Here is a 16,646-nt window from a genome sequence, read left to right on the forward strand (position 1 = left end):
TGTCTTGAACCCCGAGGTTCGCATATCGATACGTTTTGTATCGTTATAGCTAGACTAGCAAAAGAAAAATCGCGGTCAAGCGCTTTTGCCCTGTCTTCGACCTTTGTATCATCGCGACAAGCTGGTATAAGATTCCGGCCTCATGACTGATCAGGACTGTGCTACATGGATAACAAACGCAAAAAGGGCTCCAGCGTCGAGCGTGTGCTGCAGCTGGTTGAGGCTGTAGCGCAGTCCCCCCTGCCGCTCAGCCCCGGAGACCTGTCCACACTGCTGGACATACCCAAGCCCAGCGTGCATCGCTTGTTGCAGCAGCTGCAGCAAACGGGCTTCCTGCAGCTGGACCTGCAGGGCAAGGTGATTTGCGGGCAACGAACCCACCAGCTGGCACTGAGCCTGTGGCAAACCAGTCATTACCGGATGGAGCGTGAGGCCGTACTGCAACGTCTGGCGGCAGAAATCGGCGAAACCGTAGGCATTGCCATGCTGCAAGATCTGGATGTGGTCTATATCGACAGGGTCATGTCGAACTGGCCACTGCAGATTTACCTGCCGGAAGGTTCCAGGGTGCCTGTCTGGTCCAGTGCCAGTGGCAAGCTGCTTCTGTCACAGCTGCCTGTCGAGCAGTGCCAGCGCATCGTCGACAATCTGCCCATCCATGCCCTGACCACCAACACCCTTATCGACAAAGAGCAATTTTTGCAGGCCATCGACCAAATCAGGGAAACGCAGCTGGGTACCGACAACGAAGAGTTCATTCCCGGCATGGTTGCCTGCGCCGTACCCATTCCCAATGGCGATCAACCAGCCTTCGCCACCGTGTTTACTCATGGCCCCACACTCAGAAATTCGCTGCAGCAGATCATTCAGCACGAGCCGCTGCTGCGTAAAGCCGCAGACGAACTGGCCGAGATATTTGCTCGCCAGGGAACCTGGCAGGAATCCGATTGAATGACTGTGACAGTCTAAAAACCAGGGACAGGGACGAAGTGGCAGAAGCCGGCCATGGCCGAACAACGCAGAAGGGTCGAACACAGGGACGCTGACACACCCGACGGGTGCCAGACCGGACCAGTCAAGCAGATTGATAGCTGTCGCCTTTGCAGGGTTCGGTTGGCAAGGCACATTGCATGCCTGCACATCGACAGCGATATCTTCATACTCGCCAGCGGCGACTTCATTTCGAGAAAGGATGGCCTGATTTCCATGGCCCAGAAACGAATCAAGCCCCTTTCGGGGCTTGATTCAGACTACGCGCAAATTACCAGCTGGATTTGACCAGACCGGGGATGTCGCCGCGCATGGCTGCTTCACGCAGCTTGTTGCGGCCCAGTCCAAACTTGCGGTAGACACCGTGCGGACGGCCAGTTACGCGGCAACGGTTGCGCAGACGGGCTGCACTGGCGTTGCGCGGCTGCTTCTGCAGGGCGATTTGTGCCTCCCAGCGCTCTTCAGGGCTGGAATTCGGGTTGGCAATAACCGCTTTCAGGGCAGCACGCTTTTCAGCGAACTTGGCGACCGTTTGCTGACGCTTCAGCTCACGGTTGATCATGCTTTTCTTGGCCATTTCCTGTTCCTCAAGTACGGAAGGGGAATTTGAAGGCGTTCAGCAACGCACGGCCTTCTTCATCGTTACGGGCGGTGGTGGTCAGGGTGATATCCAGACCGCGCAGCGCATCAATCTTGTCGTAATCGATTTCCGGGAAGATGATCTGCTCCTTGACACCCATGCTGTAGTTGCCGCGGCCATCAAAGGAACGCGGATTCAGGCCACGGAAGTCACGCACGCGCGGCAGGGAGATGGAGAGCAGACGGTCCAGGAATTCGTACATGCGATCGTTGCGCAATGTAACCTTGACCCCGATCGGCCAGCCATCACGGATCTTGAAACCTGCGATGGACTTGCGGGAGTAAGTGATCACTCCCTTCTGGCCGGTGATTTTTTCCAGGTCGGACAGCGCGTTTTCGATAATTTTCTTATCGGTAACGGCTTCGCCCAGACCCATGTTCAGTGTAATTTTGGTTACACGTGGAACTTCCATGACGTTGGCCAGCTTCAGTTCTTCCTTCAGCTTGGGCGCCAGTTCGTTCCGGTAAATTTCTTTCAATCGTGCCATGGTGATCTACCTAGTCCTCAAGCTTCGACAGCTTTTTGTGTCGACTTGAATACACGAATTTTCTTGCCGTCTTCAATCTTGAAGCCAACACGGTCAGCCTTGCTGGTTTCCGGATTGAAAATGGCCACGTTGGAAGCCTGGATGGGGGCTTCTTTCTCGACGATACCGCCCTGTTGTCCGAGCATCGGATTAGGCTTGGCGTGTTTCTTGACGATGTTGACACCGGTCACGAGAACACGGCCGTCGGCAAGTACTTTCTGTACTTTGCCGCGCTTGCCCTTATCCTTGCCGGCGATGACGATGATCTCGTCGTTACGACGAATCTTTTGCATGACGGCTACTCCTTACAACACTTCTGGGGCCAGTGAAACGATTTTCATGAACTTCTCGGTACGCAGTTCACGCGTTACTGGACCAAAGATACGGGTACCCATGGGCTCCTGCTTGGCATTCAGGATGACAGCGGCATTGCCGTCAAAACGAATGATGGAGCCATCAGGACGACGCACACCGGAACGGGTACGCACTACCACGGCAGTCAGCACCTGGCCTTTCTTTACCCGGCCACGTGGAATGGCCTCTTTGACAGTCACCTTGATGATGTCACCGATACGGGCATAGCGACGGTGGGAGCCACCCAGGACCTTGATGCACATTACACGACGGGCGCCACTGTTGTCCGCCACATCCAGCATTGATTGAGTCTGAATCATTTTATTTCTCCGACCCGGCCCTTAAACAACTTCTACGCGTTCGACGATTTCTACCAGCGCCCAGGACTTGGTCTTGGACTGGGGACGGGTCTCGCGAATGGTGACCTTGTCGCCGATCTTGCACTGGTTTTGTTCGTCATGAGCGTGCAGCTTTGTTGAACGCTTCAGGTACTTGCCGTAGATCGGGTGCTTGACGCGACGCTCGATCAGTACGGTAATGGTTTTGTCCATCTTGTCGCTGACTACTCGGCCGGTCAGCGTACGGATTGTGTTCTGAGCTTCAGCCATGATTACTCACCTGCCTTCTGGTTGAGCACAGTTTTTACACGAGCGATGTCGCGTCTGACCTGAGTCATCAGGTGAGACTGGTTCAACTGTCCGGTTGCCTTCTGCATGCGCAGATTGAACTGTTCACGCAGCAGACCAAGCAATTGCTCGTTCAGCTGCTCTACTGTTTTTTCACGAAGTTCGTTAGCTTTCATCACATCACCGTCCGCTTAACAAAAGTTGTTGCGACAGGCAATTTAGCTGCAGCCAGTGCGAAGGCTTCACGCGCCAACTCTTCTGACACACCTTCAATTTCATAAATGACCTTGCCTGGCTGAATCAGGGCTACCCAGTACTCTACGGAACCCTTACCTTTACCCATCCGCACTTCAAGAGGCTTCTTGGTGATTGGCTTGTCCGGGAATACACGGATCCAGATTTTACCACCACGCTTCACGTGACGGGTCAGGGCACGACGGCCTGCTTCAATTTGACGAGCGGTGAGACGACCACGGCCAGTTGCCTTCAGGGCAAATTCGCCGAAGCTCACCTTGCTGCCGCGCAGAGCCAGACCACGGTTGTGGCCGGTCATCATCTTGCGGAACTTCGTACGCTTGGGTTGTAGCATTGTGCGTACTCCTTAACGTGCTGCTTTTTTACGAGCCGGGGCTTCAGGTTTGGTTTCTTCGTGACGGCCACCAATGACCTCACCTTTGAAAATCCATACCTTGACGCCGATCACACCGTAGGTGGTGTGGGCTTCGTAAGTTGCGTAATCGATATCAGCGCGCAGGGTGTGCAGGGGCACACGGCCTTCGCGATACCATTCTGTACGTGCGATTTCAGCACCGCCAAGTCGTCCGCTCACCTGGATCTTGATGCCCTTGGCACCAATACGCATGGCGTTCTGTACAGCGCGCTTCATGGCGCGACGGAACTGAACGCGGCGCTCCAGTTGCTGTGCAACGTTCTGAGCGACGAGCATACCGTCGAGTTCCGGCTTGCGGATCTCTTCAATATTGATGTGCACGGGCACACCCATTTTCTTGGTCAGGTCCTGACGCAGCTTCTCGACATCCTCACCCTTCTTGCCAATCACGATACCGGGACGGGCGGTGTGGATGGTGATGCGTGCGGTCTGGGCCGGGCGAGCAATCTCGACACGGCTTACGGACGCGTTTTTTAGTTTGTCCAGCAGATACGCACGAACTTCCAGGTCGGCATTCAGGTAGTCAGCATAATCTTTGCTGTCTGCATACCAAACCGATGCGTGATCCTTGACGATACCCAGGCGAATGCCAATGGGATGTACTTTCTGACCCATCTGATCAACTCCGTTACTTGTCTGCGACCTTGACAGTGATGTGGCAAGACCGCTTGATGATGCGATCCGCACGGCCCTTGGCACGTGGCTTGATACGCTTCATCGAACGCCCTTCGTTAACGAAGACTGTAGAAACACGCAGGTCATCTACGTCCGCGCCTTCGTTATGCTCGGCATTGGCAATGGCTGACTCCAGCACCTTCTTGATGATTTCAGCAGCTTTCTTGCTACTGAAAGTCAGCAGGTTCAGTGCTTCGTCAACTTTCTTACCACGAATTTGGTCGGCAACCAGGCGGGCTTTCTGGGCAGAAATGCGAGCGCCCGACAATTTTGCGGCAACTTCCATCTTCATACCCCTTAACGCTTGCCTTTCTTGTCTGCGATGTGACCTTTGTAGGTACGAGTCGCAGCAAATTCACCCAGTTTGTGACCGACCATGTCTTCGCTGACCAGCACGGGAACGTGCTGGCGTCCGTTATGGACAGCGATGGTCAGGCCTACCATTTGCGGCAGAATCATTGAACGGCGTGACCAGGTCTTAACCGGCTTGCGATCGTTCTTTTCAACTGCAGTCTCAACCTTCTTGAGCAGGTGAAGGTCAATAAAAGGACCTTTCTTAAGAGAACGTGACATGTTTTATCCTTTGATTACTTGCGACGGCGAACAATCATGTTGTTCGTACGCTTGTTGCTACGGGTTTTACCACCCTTGGTTGGACGACCCCATGGAGTAACAGGGTGACGACCACCTTTGGAACGGCCTTCACCACCACCATGCGGGTGATCCACCGGGTTCATGGCAGCACCACGAACGGAAGGACGCACACCGGCCCAGCGGGAAGCACCGGCCTTGCCCAGCGAGCGCAGGAAGTGCTCGTGGTTGGACACTTCGCCCAGGGTTGCGCGGCAGTCGACCTGCACCTTGCGCATTTCACCGGAACGCAGGCGAATGGTGGCGTAGCTGCCATCGCGTGCGACCAGCTGTGCGGAAGTACCGGCGGAACGAACCAGCTGGGCACCTTTACCTGGCTTCATCTCGATGCCGTGGATCACGGAACCGACCGGAATGTTGCGCAGCGGCAGGGTGTTGCCGGTCTTGATCGGTGCGTGGGTACCGCTCATCAGCTGCTCACCGGCACTGATGCCTTTCGGAGCGATGATGTAGCGACGCTCGCCATCGGCATATTTCAGCAGGGCGATGTTGGCACTACGGTTCGGGTCGTATTCCAGACGCTCGACGATGGCAGGAATGCCATCCTTGTTGCGACGGAAATCGATGATGCGGTAATGCTGCTTGTGACCACCGCCGATGTGACGGGTGGTGATGCGGCCGTTGTTGTTACGACCACCGGACTTCGACTTCTTCTCCAGCAGCGGCGCGTGAGGAGCACCCTTGTGCAGCTCCTTGTTGACCACACGAACGACAAAGCGGCGTCCGGGGGAAGTCGGCTTGCTCTTGACAATTGCCATCTTGCACCTCTACTTAGTTAGCACTGCTTTCGAAGTCGATATCCTGACCAGGCTCAAGGGTAATGTAGGCTTTTTTCCAGTCATTACGCTTGCCCATGCCGCGCATGGTACGCTTGGTCTTGCCGTTTACCTTGACGGTATTGACATCAGACACTTTAACTTCAAACAGCTGTTCAACTGCTTTCTTGACTTCCAGCTTGGTGGCGTCGGTAGCCACTTTGAATACAAACTGGTTCTTGCCGTCGGCCAGCACAGTAGCCTTTTCGGAGATGTGCGGGCCCAGCAGCACCTTGAATACGCGTTCCTGGTTCATCCCAACAACTCCTCAAACTTCTTGACCGCAGAAACAGTCATCAGCACCTTTTCGTAGGCAATCAGGCTGACCGGATCGGTACCCTGAACATCGCGCACATCCACATGCGGGATGTTGCGGGCGGCCAGATACAGGTTCTCTTCAACTGCATCGGACACGATCAGTACATCGTTCAGGTTCAAGTTACCCAGCTTGCCCAGCAGCTCCTTGGTTTTCGGAGCGGAAACGGACAGCTCCTCAACCACCACCAGGCGATCCTGGCGTACCAGTTCGGCAAGGATGGAGCGCATTGCGGCGCGGTACATTTTCTTGTTAAGCTTCTGGCTGTGGTCCTGTGGACGGGCGGCAAAAGCCACGCCACCGCTACGCCAGATCGGGCTGCGAGTGGTACCGGCACGTGCACGGCCTGTACCCTTCTGACGCCATGGCTTGCGACCACCACCGGAAACTTCGGCACGGGTCTTCTGCTTCTTGCTGCCCTGACGACCGCCGGCCATGTAGGCCACAACAGCCTGGTGAACCAGAGTCTCGTTGAACTCGCCACCAAAGGTACGCTCGCAGACATCAATTGCCTGGGCGCCATTTACATTGATTTGCATTTCGGCACTCCCCTATTAACCGCGAGCTTTAACGGCTGGACGCACGACAACATCGCTGCCAGTAGCGCCGGGAACGGCACCCTTGATCAGCAACAGGTTACGCTCGGCGTCAACACGTACAACTTCGAGGGATTGCACTGTCATGCGCACATCACCCATGTGTCCGGACATTTTCTTGCCCTTGAACACACGACCAGGGGTCTGGCACTGGCCGATGGAGCCAGGCACGCGGTGAGAGAGGGAGTTACCGTGGGTCGCATCCTGACCACGGAAGTTCCAGCGCTTGATGGTACCGGCAAAGCCTTTACCCTTGGTCTGGCCGGTTACATCAACCAGCTGACCGGCAGTGAACAGCTCGGCAGTGATCTGCTCACCGGCCTGGTACTCACCGTCTTCAACGCGGAACTCGAGAACTGTGCGACCGGCTTCCACGCCAGCCTTGGAGAAGTGACCGGCCTGGGCCTTGGTCACGCGGGAAGCACGACGCTCGCCAACAGTCACCTGGACTGCGCGATAGCCATCGGTTTCCTCGGTTTTCATCTGGGTGACACGATTCGGCTCGACTTCAATTACAGTCACCGGAATCGAAACACCATCTTCGGTGAAAATGCGGGTCATACCGCACTTGCGACCGACTATTCCAACTGTCATATTTCTGACCTCAAGAGTGTACGGGGCTTTCACCCGCTATGGCCGCCCATTGCAGAGCGTTACACGACTAAAACGGATGTCTTAGCCGAGGCTGATCTGTACTTCCACACCGGCAGCAAGATCAAGTTTCATCAGCGCGTCAACGGTCTTGTCAGTAGGCTGAACAATGTCCAGAACACGCTTGTGGGTGCGAATTTCGTACTGGTCACGCGCATCTTTGTTGACGTGCGGAGAAATCAGTACGGTAAAACGCTCTTTTCGAGTCGGCAGAGGGATCGGACCACGAACCTGAGCCCCAGTACGCTTCGCCGTTTCGACGATTTCCTGGGTTGATTGATCAATCAGGCGGTGATCAAAAGCCTTCAACCGGATACGGATTTGTTGGTTTTGCATTTTGACCTCAGACTTTGGGTTAGCCTTGCACGGGCGCAAACTCCCGATAATAAGGAGGCGCAATTCTAATCGTGCGTAACAGCTATGTCAACCAATAAAGAAAGCCCCCATAAAGGGGGCTTTCTCGTCATTACCAATCAGGCAATGATTTTTGCAACTACGCCGGCACCGACGGTACGACCACCTTCACGGATGGCGAAGCGCAGACCTTCTTCCATCGCGATCGGGGCGATCAGGGTGATGTCCAGCTTGACGTTGTCGCCAGGCATGACCATCTCGACGCCTTCTGGCAGTTCACAGCTTCCGGTCACGTCAGTGGTACGGAAGTAGAACTGTGGACGGTAGCCCTTGAAGAAAGGCGTGTGACGACCACCTTCTTCTTTGGACAGTACGTACACTTCGCCTTCGAAGCGGGTGTGCGGCTTGATGGAACCGGGCTTGGCCAGAACCTGACCACGCTCAACGTCTTCACGCTTGGTACCACGCAGCAGAACACCAACGTTCTCACCGGCACGGCCTTCGTCCAGCAGTTTGCGGAACATTTCAACACCAGTACAGGTGGTCTTGACGGTGTCCTTGATACCGACGATCTCGACTTCCTCGCCAACCTTGACGATACCACGCTCGACACGACCGGTTACCACGGTACCACGGCCGGCGATGGAGAATACGTCTTCGATCGGCATCAGGAACGCCTGGTCGATGGCGCGCTCTGGCTCTGGAATGTAGGAGTCCAGGGTTTCAACCAGAGTTTTAACAGCGGTAGTACCCAGACCGTTTTCGTCTTCGCCGTTCAGCGCCATCAGGGCGGAACCGGTGATGATTGGAGTGTCATCGCCCGGGAAGTCGTACATGTTCAGCAGATCGCGAACTTCCATCTCGACCAGTTCCAGCAGCTCTTCATCGTCAACCATGTCGGCCTTGTTCAGAAACACAACGATGTAAGGAACGCCTACCTGGCGGGACAGCAGGATGTGCTCACGGGTCTGAGGCATGGGGCCGTCAGCAGCGGAACAGACCAGGATCGCGCCGTCCATCTGGGCAGCACCGGTGATCATGTTCTTGACGTAGTCGGCGTGGCCGGGGCAGTCAACGTGGGCGTAGTGACGGGTCGGGGAATCGTACTCGACGTGAGAGGCGGCAATGGTGATACCACGTGCTTTCTCTTCAGGTGCGTTGTCGATCTGGTCATATGCCTTGGAAGCACCGCCGCCGCCCCAGACTTCGGCGCAAACGCGGGTCAGCGCTGCAGTCAGGGTGGTTTTACCATGGTCAACGTGACCAATGGTACCTACGTTCAGGTGCGGTTTTGTACGTTCAAATTTTTCCTTAGCCACGATAGTAACCTCTTGCTAAATGGGCGGGATCAACCTTGATTTTTGATAATGGCCTCGGCAATGTTTGCCGGTGCCTCTGCGTATTTGGAGAATTCCATGGAGTAGCTGGCGCGACCCTGGGACATGGAACGGACATCGGTAGCGTAACCGAACATCTCGCCCAGCGGTACCTCGGCGCGGATGACCTTGCCGGATGGCGTGTCATCCATACCCTGGATCAGGCCACGACGACGGTTCAGGTCACCCATCACGTCACCCATGTAATCCTCTGGCGTTACCACTTCGACCTTCATCACAGGCTCAAGCAACACAGCGCCACCTTTTTGAGACAGCTGCTTGGTTGCCATCGAAGCGGCAATCTTGAACGCCATCTCACTGGAGTCGACATCGTGGTAGGAACCGTCAAAAACGGCCGCCTTCAGGCCGATGAGCGGATAGCCGGCAACAATACCGTTCTGCATCTGCTCTTCAATGCCTTTCTGCACTGCAGGGATGTATTCCTTCGGAATCACACCGCCCACAATTTCGTTGGTGAATTCGAGACCTTCCTGACCTTCGTCAGCAGGGGCAAAGCGAATCCAGCAATGACCAAACTGGCCACGACCACCGGACTGGCGAACAAACTTGCCTTCGATTTCACAGGTATTGCGAATGGTTTCGCGGTAGGCAACCTGAGGCTTGCCAATGTTGGCCTCAACGTTGAACTCGCGACGCATGCGGTCAACCAGGATATCCAGGTGCAGCTCACCCATACCGGAGATGATGGTCTGACCTGTTTCCTCGTCGGTCTTGACACGGAAAGAAGGGTCTTCCTGGGCCAGACGACCAAGGGCGATACCCATTTTTTCCTGGTCAGCCTTGGTTTTCGGCTCAACTGCTACCGAGATGACAGGCTCGGGGAAGTCCATGCGCTCAAGGATGATCGGTGCATCCATGGAGCACAGGGTGTCACCGGTGGTGACGTCCTTCATGCCGATCAGGGCAGCGATGTCACCAGCCACACACTCCTTGATTTCCTGGCGGTCGTTGGCGTGCATCTGCACCATCCGGCCGACACGCTCGCGCTTGCCGCGCACGGAGTTCAGCACCTGGTCGCCCGATTTCAGAACACCGGAGTAAACACGGGCAAAGGTCAGGGTACCGACAAAGGGGTCGGCAGCGATCTTGAATGCCAGCGCGGCAAATGGCGCGTTGTCATCGGCAGGACGGCTGTCGGTCTTTTCTTCGTCATCCGGGTGTACACCCTGAATGGCCGGAATGTCGGTCGGTGCTGGCAGGTAGTCGATAACCGCGTCAAGAACCAGTGGAACACCCTTGTTCTTGAACGAGGAACCACAAACCGCAGGAACGATTTCGCAAGCGATGGTACGCGCACGCAGACCGGCCTTGATGTCTTCAACAGACAGCTCGCCCTCTTCCAGGTACTTGTCCATCAGTTCTTCGTTGGCTTCGGCGGCTGCCTCGACCAGCAGGGAACGATACTCTTCGACGTCATCGACCATATCGGCAGGAACCTCTTCCTCGCGGAAGGTCATGCCCATGTCGTCTTCGTTCCAGTAGTAGGCAACACGGTTGATCAGGTCTACCTGGCCGACAAAGTTCTCTTCGGAACCGATTGGCAGCTGTAGGGCAACCGGGGTGTGACCCAGGCGCTGCTTGATCTGGCCCAGTACGCGCTTGAAGTCGGCGCCCTGGCGGTCCAGCTTGTTGACGTAAACGATACGCGGTACGCCGTACTTGTTGGCCTGACGCCATACGGTCTCGGACTGCGGCTCAACACCGGAGGAGCCACAGAACACAACCACGGAGCCGTCAAGAACACGCAGGGAACGCTCAACTTCAATAGTGAAGTCGACGTGGCCGGGGGTGTCAATGACGTTCAGGCGGTAGTTTTCGTATTGCTTTTTGGAGCCTTTCCAGAATGCGGTAACGGCAGCGGAGGTAATGGTGATACCACGCTCCTGCTCCTGGGCCATCCAGTCAGTGGTGCTGGCGCCATCATGGGTTTCACCCATCTTGTGGTTCACACCGGTGTAGAACAGGATGCGCTCGGTAGTAGTGGTCTTGCCCGCATCAACGTGCGCGGCAATACCAATATTGCGATAACGATTGATTGGAGTTGTACGTGCCACAATAAGTGCCTCGCTCGATTAGAAACGGAAGTGGGAGAACGCCTTGTTGGCTTCTGCCATGCGGTGAACGTCTTCACGCTTCTTGACGGCAGCACCTTTGCCCTCGGCCGCATCAATCAGCTCGCCGGCCAGACGCAGGGTCATGGATTTTTCGCCACGCTTGCGCGCAGCCTCTACCAGCCAGCGCATGGCCAGGGCATTGCGGCGGGACGGACGAACCTCGACTGGAACCTGATAGGTAGCACCACCGACACGACGGGACTTCACTTCAACCAGGGGAGCAATGGCTTCGAGTGCTTTTTCGAAGGTCTCCAGGGGTTCAACATTTTTACGCTGCTGGACGGTGTCCAGGGCGCCATAAACAATACGCTCGGCAACGGCTTTTTTACCGCTTTCCATAACGTGGTTCATGAATTTGGCGAGAATCTGGCTTCCGTACTTTGGATCGTCCAGAATTTCACGCTTTGCAACTACGCGACGTCTTGGCATTGATAAGCCCTCAAACGGTCTTCAGGTTAGCCCGGAACTCGACAGGTCCGGCCTTACTCTTATCGACTCGAAATTAATGAAAATACTATTTTGGACGCTTGGCGCCGTATTTGGAACGGCCCTGCTTGCGATCCTTGACGCCTGAAGTATCCAGCGCACCACGAACGGTATGATAACGCACACCAGGCAAGTCCTTGACACGACCGCCACGGATCAGCACAACGCTGTGCTCCTGCAGGTTGTGACCTTCACCACCGATGTAGGATGAAACTTCAAAGCCATTGGTCAAACGAACACGACACACTTTACGCAGTGCGGAGTTCGGCTTTTTCGGAGTGGTGGTATATACGCGAGTACATACTCCACGACGCTGTGGGCAGCCTTGCAGCGCAGGCACGTCGTTCTTGTCGACGAGGCGCTTGCGGGGCTTGCGCACCAGCTGGTTTACTGTTGCCATTTATTTGCTCCACTGTTGTCTTACGACATTAAAACGGACAAAGCATATACTTTGCCCAAATTAAGGGTACGGGATTCTAAAGGGAGTCCCGCACCCCGTCAAGATCTAAAGCGTATTGTCAACGCCTAGTCTTCCTGGTTCAAAGCCTCACTCAGCGCGGCCTCGACGTCACTGGCGCTGACCGTCTGGGCCAGCTCCTGGTCACGTTTGCGCTTGCGCTCGGCATGATAGGTCAGGCCGGTACCCGCCGGAATTAGGCGGCCAACCACCACGTTTTCTTTCAGGCCGCGCAGGAAGTCGCGCTTGCCGGTTACTGCAGCTTCGGTCAGGACACGGGTGGTTTCCTGGAACGAAGCGGCAGAAATGAACGACTCGGTGGACAGCGAGGCCTTGGTGATACCCAGCAATACGCGCTCGTATTTGGCCGGGAAGCGATTGTTGGCTTCCAGCTGCTCGTTTTCTTCCAGCACCTGGACAAACTCGACCTGGTCACCCTTGATCAGGCTGGAGTCACCGGACTCCAGCACATCGACCTTGCGCAGCATCTGGCGCAGGATGGTCTCGATGTGCTTGTCGTTGATCTTCACACCCTGCAGGCGGTAGACCTCCTGGATCTCGGTGACGATGTAGTGGGCCAGAGCGCTAACACCCAGCAGGCGCAGGATGTCATGCGGGTTGCTCGGGCCATCGGAAATCACTTCACCACGGTTGACCTGCTCACCTTCGAACACGTTCAGGTGACGCCACTTGTGGATCAGTTCCTCGTATGGATCACTACCATCGGTCGGGGTGATTACCAGACGGCGCTTGCCCTTGGTTTCGCGACCGAAGGAAATGGTACCGCTGACCTCGGCCAGAATCGACGCTTCTTTCGGGCGACGAGCTTCGAACAGGTCGGCAACCCGTGGCAGACCACCGGTAATGTCACGGGTCTTGGAGGTTTCCTGCGGAATACGCGCAATCACGTCACCGATATTGATGCGATCGCCATCGTTCAGGTTGACCAGCGCATGCGAAGGCAGGAAGTACTGCGCGACCAGATCGGTACCCGGCAGCAACAGGTCATCACCGTTGTCATCGACCAGCTTGATCGCAGGGCGGATGTCCTTGCCGGCGGCGGGACGGTCCTGTGGGTCCATCACCTCGATATTGCTCAGGCCGGTCAGGTCATCGGTCTGGCGCTTGATGGTAATGCCGGCTTCCATACCGACAAAACGCACGGTACCAGTGGTTTCACTGACAATCGGGTGAGTGTGCGGGTCCCACTTGGCCACGATGGCGCCGGCTTCGACAGCCTGGCCTTCGTTGGTGCTGATCACGGCACCGTATGGCAGCTTGTAGCGCTCGCGCTCGCGACCGAACTCGTCGGCAACCGCCAGCTGGCCGGAACGGGAAACCGCCACCAGCGCACCATCAGGACGCACCACGTGCTTGACGTTGAGCAGACGGATGCTGCCGCCGTTCTTGACCTGGACACTATCTACTGCGGAAGTACGGCTGGCCGCACCACCGATGTGGAACGTACGCATGGTCAGCTGGGTACCCGGCTCACCGATCGACTGGGCAGCGATGACACCGACCGCCTCGCCCATGTTGACCAGGTGGCCACGGGCCAGGTCACGGCCGTAGCAGCTGGCACAGATGCCATGGCGGGTTTCACAGGAGATTGGTGAACGCACCAGAATTTCGTCAATACTGTTGTTCTCGATGAAGCCGACCCATGCTTCGTCGATCAGGGTGCCGGCCGGCACCAGTACGTCGTCGCTGGCAGGATCCAGCACGTCACGCGCAACCACACGTCCGAGCACACGCTCGCCCAGCGGCTCGACCACGTCACCGCCTTCAATGTGCGGTGTCATCAGCAGGCCTTCCTCAGTACCACAGTCGATCTCGGTCACGACCAGGTCCTGTGCGACGTCAACCAGACGACGGGTCAGGTAACCGGAGTTGGCGGTTTTCAGGGCGGTATCAGCCAGACCCTTACGGGCACCGTGAGTCGAGATGAAGTACTGCAGTACGTTCAGGCCCTCACGGAAGTTGGCGGTAATCGGTGTCTCGATAATGGAGCCGTCGGGCTTGGCCATCAGGCCACGCATACCGGCCAGCTGGCGGATCTGGGCAGCAGAACCCCGCGCGCCCGAGTCTGCCATCATGAACATGGAGTTGAACGACTCCTGGCTGACCTGCTCGCCCTCACGGTTGGTGACGCTTTCCTGTGACAGGTTGGCCATCATCGCCTTGGAGATCTCGTCGTTGGCGCGAGACCAGAGGTCAATTACCTTGTTGTACTTCTCGCCCTGGGTAACCAGACCGTTGGAATACTGTTGCTCGATTTCCTTTACTTCAGCCGTGGCACGCTCAATGATCCGGGACTTCTCCTCGGGGATCACGAAGTCGTTGACACCGATGGAAACACCGGAAATGGTCGAGTAGGCAAAACCGGCATACATCAGCTGGTCGGCAAAGATCACGGTCTCCTTCAGGCCAACCACGCGGTAGCAATGGTTGATCAGGTTGGAAATCGCCTTTTTCTTCATCGGCTGGTTGACCAGATCATAGGACAGCCCCTCTGGCACGATCTGGAACAGCAGCGCGCGACCAACGGTGGTTTCAACGATGCGTACGGATTCCTCGCTGTTGCCTTCGTTGTCCTTGACCACTTCGCGGATGCGAACCTTGATTTTAGCGTGCAGGTCGGCGTTGCCGGAACGGTAGACGCGGTCCACTTCCTGCAGATCGGCGAAAACCCGGCCTTCGCCCTTCTTGTTGACCGCTTCACGGGTCATGTAATACAGGCCCAGCACCACGTCCTGCGAAGGCACGATGATCGGCTCGCCGTTGGCCGGTGACAGGATGTTGTTGGTGGACATCATCAGCGCACGCGCTTCCAGCTGGGCTTCCAGCGTCAGCGGTACGTGCACGGCCATCTGGTCACCGTCAAAGTCGGCGTTATAGGCAGCACACACCAGCGGGTGCAGCTGAATGGCCTTGCCTTCAATCAGCACCGGCTCGAACGCCTGGATGCCCAGACGGTGCAGGGTTGGCGCACGGTTGAGCAGGACCGGGTGTTCGCGAATAACGTCGGCCAGAACGTCCCACACTTCGGGCAGTTCGCGCTCGACCATTTTCTTGGCCGCCTTGATGGTGGAGGCCAGACCACGCTCTTCCAGCTTGCCGAAAATGAACGGCTTGAACAGCTCCAGTGCCATTTTCTTGGGCAGACCGCACTGGTGCAGACGCAGCGCAGGACCAACCACGATCACGGAGCGGCCGGAATAGTCGACGCGCTTGCCGAGCAGGTTCTGACGGAAACGGCCCTGCTTGCCCTTGATCATGTCGGCAAGGGATTTCAGCGGGCGCTTGTTGCTGCCGGTGATGGCACGGCCACGGCGGCCGTTGTCCAGCAGCGCATCCACGGACTCTTGCAGCATGCGCTTTTCGTTGCGCACGATGATGTCCGGCGCGGCCAGATCGAGCAGACGCTTGAGACGGTTGTTACGGTTGATGACGCGACGATACAGGTCGTTCAGGTCCGAGGTGGCGAAACGGCCACCATCGAGCGGCACCAGCGGACGCAGATCAGGCGGCAGAACCGGCAGCACGGTGAAAATCATCCACTCGGGCTTGTTGCCGGAGCCATGAAAGGCTTCCATCAGCTTCAGGCGCTTGGACAGCTTCTTGATTTTGGTTTCGGAGTTGGTCTGCGGAATTTCTTCACGCAGCGCATTGATCTCGTAATCCAGATCGATCTGCATCAACAGTTCGCGAATCGCTTCGGCACCCATGCGGGCATCGAAGTCGTCACCGAACTCTTCCAGTGCTTCATAGTACTGCTCGTCGTTGAGCAGCTGGTATTTTTCCAGGGTGGTCATGCCCGGATCGATCACCACGTAGCTCTCGAAATAGAGCACGCGTTCGATATCACGCAGGGTCATATCCAGCAGCAGGCCGATACGGCTTGGCAGGGACTTCAGGAACCAGATATGGGCTACCGGTGAAGCCAGCTCGATGTGCGCCATGCGCTCGCGGCGCACCTTGGACAGGGCAACCTCGACACCGCACTTTTCACAGATCACACCACGGTGCTTCAGGCGCTTGTACTTGCCGCACAGGCACTCGTAGTCCTTGACCGGACCGAAGATCTTGGCGCAGAACAGGCCGTCACGCTCCGGCTTGAAGGTGCGGTAGTTGATGGTTTCCGGCTTCTTGACTTCGCCGTATGACCATGAGCGGATCAGCTCTGGCGAGGCCAGAGAGATCTTGATCGCGTCAAATTCTTCAATTTCGTTTTGGTTTTTAATCAGATTCAGTAAGTCTTTCAAGGCCTTTCCTCCTGACGGAGCCTGCAGTGCTGCCGTCTGGCAGCACTGCGAATTCGTACGCGG

At 56.4% G+C, this 16,646-nt stretch carries 21 protein-coding genes; 1 reads left to right on the forward strand and 20 read right to left on the reverse strand.

All coding sequences use genetic code 11. The annotated features are described in order from the left end of the window. The first annotated feature begins 165 nt into the window (after window positions 1-165). Complete coding sequence (locus tag AR306_RS12910; protein WP_101497950.1) at window positions 166-951, forward strand: IclR family transcriptional regulator; 786 nt, start codon at window positions 166-168, stop codon at window positions 949-951. Between the two features lie 310 nt (window positions 952-1,261). Here AR306_RS12910 and rpsN read toward each other — a convergent pair whose 3' ends face one another. From rpsN to rpoC, 20 genes are all read right to left on the reverse strand, one after another. Next, the gene (gene rpsN / locus AR306_RS12920; protein ID WP_101497952.1) at window positions 1,262-1,567 is read right to left on the reverse strand and encodes a 30S ribosomal protein S14; all 306 of its coding nucleotides are present in this window, start codon (window positions 1,565-1,567) and stop codon (window positions 1,262-1,264) included. Between the two features lie 10 nt (window positions 1,568-1,577). Continuing rightward, window positions 1,578-2,117: a 50S ribosomal protein L5 gene (gene rplE / locus AR306_RS12925; RefSeq protein WP_101497953.1), complete on the reverse strand. Its 540-nt coding sequence runs from the start codon at window positions 2,115-2,117 to the stop codon at window positions 1,578-1,580. 17 nt (window positions 2,118-2,134) lie between these two features. Then, window positions 2,135-2,449, reverse strand: coding sequence for a 50S ribosomal protein L24 (gene rplX / locus AR306_RS12930; protein WP_101497954.1), 315 nt, complete (start codon window positions 2,447-2,449; stop codon window positions 2,135-2,137). Window positions 2,450-2,461: 12 nt separating this feature from the next. Further along, the gene (gene rplN / locus AR306_RS12935; RefSeq protein WP_101497955.1) at window positions 2,462-2,830 is read right to left on the reverse strand and encodes a 50S ribosomal protein L14; all 369 of its coding nucleotides are present in this window, start codon (window positions 2,828-2,830) and stop codon (window positions 2,462-2,464) included. 21 nt (window positions 2,831-2,851) lie between these two features. Next, complete coding sequence (gene rpsQ, locus AR306_RS12940; RefSeq protein ID WP_101497956.1) at window positions 2,852-3,118, reverse strand: 30S ribosomal protein S17; 267 nt, start codon at window positions 3,116-3,118, stop codon at window positions 2,852-2,854. Window positions 3,119-3,120: 2 nt separating this feature from the next. After that, window positions 3,121-3,312, reverse strand: coding sequence for a 50S ribosomal protein L29 (gene rpmC / locus AR306_RS12945; RefSeq protein ID WP_101497957.1), 192 nt, complete (start codon window positions 3,310-3,312; stop codon window positions 3,121-3,123). Continuing rightward, entirely contained in the window at window positions 3,312-3,725 is a 414-nt protein-coding gene (gene rplP / locus AR306_RS12950) for a 50S ribosomal protein L16 (RefSeq protein WP_101497958.1), read from the reverse strand. Before rplP ends, rpmC begins: the two co-directional genes overlap by 1 nt. 12 nt (window positions 3,726-3,737) lie before the next feature. Continuing rightward, entirely contained in the window at window positions 3,738-4,421 is a 684-nt protein-coding gene (gene rpsC / locus AR306_RS12955; protein WP_101497959.1) for a 30S ribosomal protein S3, read from the reverse strand. 13 nt (window positions 4,422-4,434) lie between these two features. Further along, window positions 4,435-4,767, reverse strand: coding sequence for a 50S ribosomal protein L22 (gene rplV, locus AR306_RS12960; RefSeq protein WP_101498033.1), 333 nt, complete (start codon window positions 4,765-4,767; stop codon window positions 4,435-4,437). Window positions 4,768-4,778: 11 nt separating this feature from the next. Next, window positions 4,779-5,054 (reverse strand): 30S ribosomal protein S19, encoded by a 276-nt coding sequence (gene rpsS, locus AR306_RS12965; RefSeq protein WP_101497960.1) that lies wholly within the window; start codon window positions 5,052-5,054, stop codon window positions 4,779-4,781. Between the two features lie 14 nt (window positions 5,055-5,068). After that, the gene (rplB, locus tag AR306_RS12970) at window positions 5,069-5,890 is read right to left on the reverse strand and encodes a 50S ribosomal protein L2 (protein ID WP_101497961.1); all 822 of its coding nucleotides are present in this window, start codon (window positions 5,888-5,890) and stop codon (window positions 5,069-5,071) included. Window positions 5,891-5,903: 13 nt separating this feature from the next. Continuing rightward, complete coding sequence (rplW, locus tag AR306_RS12975) at window positions 5,904-6,203, reverse strand: 50S ribosomal protein L23 (protein ID WP_101497962.1); 300 nt, start codon at window positions 6,201-6,203, stop codon at window positions 5,904-5,906. Continuing rightward, the gene (gene rplD / locus AR306_RS12980) at window positions 6,200-6,802 is read right to left on the reverse strand and encodes a 50S ribosomal protein L4 (RefSeq protein WP_101497963.1); all 603 of its coding nucleotides are present in this window, start codon (window positions 6,800-6,802) and stop codon (window positions 6,200-6,202) included. Before rplD ends, rplW begins: the two co-directional genes overlap by 4 nt. Before the next feature lie 15 nt (window positions 6,803-6,817). Then, entirely contained in the window at window positions 6,818-7,453 is a 636-nt protein-coding gene (gene rplC / locus AR306_RS12985) for a 50S ribosomal protein L3 (protein ID WP_101497964.1), read from the reverse strand. A gap of 81 nt (window positions 7,454-7,534) precedes the next feature. Further along, complete coding sequence (gene rpsJ, locus AR306_RS12990; protein ID WP_003103876.1) at window positions 7,535-7,846, reverse strand: 30S ribosomal protein S10; 312 nt, start codon at window positions 7,844-7,846, stop codon at window positions 7,535-7,537. A gap of 137 nt (window positions 7,847-7,983) precedes the next feature. Further along, window positions 7,984-9,183 carry an elongation factor Tu gene (tuf, locus tag AR306_RS12995; protein WP_101497965.1) on the reverse strand — a complete coding sequence of 400 codons (1,200 nt, stop codon included), beginning with the start codon at window positions 9,181-9,183 and terminating at the stop codon, window positions 7,984-7,986. Window positions 9,184-9,212: 29 nt separating this feature from the next. Further along, window positions 9,213-11,315: an elongation factor G gene (gene fusA, locus AR306_RS13000; RefSeq protein WP_101497966.1), complete on the reverse strand. Its 2,103-nt coding sequence runs from the start codon at window positions 11,313-11,315 to the stop codon at window positions 9,213-9,215. Window positions 11,316-11,333: 18 nt separating this feature from the next. Then, a complete protein-coding gene (gene rpsG, locus AR306_RS13005) occupies window positions 11,334-11,804 on the reverse strand; it encodes a 30S ribosomal protein S7 (protein ID WP_101497967.1) in 471 nt (156 codons plus the stop codon). Between the two features lie 85 nt (window positions 11,805-11,889). Then, a complete protein-coding gene (gene rpsL, locus AR306_RS13010; RefSeq protein ID WP_101497968.1) occupies window positions 11,890-12,261 on the reverse strand; it encodes a 30S ribosomal protein S12 in 372 nt (123 codons plus the stop codon). Window positions 12,262-12,386: 125 nt separating this feature from the next. Continuing rightward, complete coding sequence (gene rpoC / locus AR306_RS13015) at window positions 12,387-16,583, reverse strand: DNA-directed RNA polymerase subunit beta' (protein ID WP_101497969.1); 4,197 nt, start codon at window positions 16,581-16,583, stop codon at window positions 12,387-12,389. Window positions 16,584-16,646 lie beyond the last annotated feature (63 nt).

The sequence above is a fragment of the Thiopseudomonas denitrificans genome (assembly GCF_002866065.1).
GTDB classification, from domain to species: Bacteria; Pseudomonadota; Gammaproteobacteria; order Pseudomonadales; family Pseudomonadaceae; genus Thiopseudomonas; species Thiopseudomonas denitrificans.

Excerpts from the sequence above, each read along its gene's own strand:
- AR306_RS12910 (WP_101497950.1), top strand. The coding sequence starts at position 166 with ATGGATAACAAACGCAAAAAGGGCTCCAGCGTCGAGCGTGTGCTGCAG.
- rpsN (WP_101497952.1), bottom strand. The coding sequence starts at position 1,567 with ATGGCCAAGAAAAGCATGATCAACCGTGAGCTGAAGCGTCAGCAAACG.
- rplE (WP_101497953.1), bottom strand. The coding sequence starts at position 2,117 with ATGGCACGATTGAAAGAAATTTACCGGAACGAACTGGCGCCCAAGCTG.
- rplX (WP_101497954.1), bottom strand. The coding sequence starts at position 2,449 with ATGCAAAAGATTCGTCGTAACGACGAGATCATCGTCATCGCCGGCAAG.
- rplN (WP_101497955.1), bottom strand. The coding sequence starts at position 2,830 with ATGATTCAGACTCAATCAATGCTGGATGTGGCGGACAACAGTGGCGCC.
- rpsQ (WP_101497956.1), bottom strand. The coding sequence starts at position 3,118 with ATGGCTGAAGCTCAGAACACAATCCGTACGCTGACCGGCCGAGTAGTC.
- rpmC (WP_101497957.1), bottom strand. The coding sequence starts at position 3,312 with ATGAAAGCTAACGAACTTCGTGAAAAAACAGTAGAGCAGCTGAACGAG.
- rplP (WP_101497958.1), bottom strand. The coding sequence starts at position 3,725 with ATGCTACAACCCAAGCGTACGAAGTTCCGCAAGATGATGACCGGCCAC.
- rpsC (WP_101497959.1), bottom strand. The coding sequence starts at position 4,421 with ATGGGTCAGAAAGTACATCCCATTGGCATTCGCCTGGGTATCGTCAAG.
- rplV (WP_101498033.1), bottom strand. The coding sequence starts at position 4,767 with ATGGAAGTTGCCGCAAAATTGTCGGGCGCTCGCATTTCTGCCCAGAAA.
- rpsS (WP_101497960.1), bottom strand. The coding sequence starts at position 5,054 with ATGTCACGTTCTCTTAAGAAAGGTCCTTTTATTGACCTTCACCTGCTC.
- rplB (WP_101497961.1), bottom strand. The coding sequence starts at position 5,890 with ATGGCAATTGTCAAGAGCAAGCCGACTTCCCCCGGACGCCGCTTTGTC.
- rplW (WP_101497962.1), bottom strand. The coding sequence starts at position 6,203 with ATGAACCAGGAACGCGTATTCAAGGTGCTGCTGGGCCCGCACATCTCC.
- rplD (WP_101497963.1), bottom strand. The coding sequence starts at position 6,802 with ATGCAAATCAATGTAAATGGCGCCCAGGCAATTGATGTCTGCGAGCGT.
- rplC (WP_101497964.1), bottom strand. The coding sequence starts at position 7,453 with ATGACAGTTGGAATAGTCGGTCGCAAGTGCGGTATGACCCGCATTTTC.
- rpsJ (WP_003103876.1), bottom strand. The coding sequence starts at position 7,846 with ATGCAAAACCAACAAATCCGTATCCGGTTGAAGGCTTTTGATCACCGC.
- rpsG (WP_101497967.1), bottom strand. The coding sequence starts at position 11,804 with ATGCCAAGACGTCGCGTAGTTGCAAAGCGTGAAATTCTGGACGATCCA.
- rpsL (WP_101497968.1), bottom strand. The coding sequence starts at position 12,261 with ATGGCAACAGTAAACCAGCTGGTGCGCAAGCCCCGCAAGCGCCTCGTC.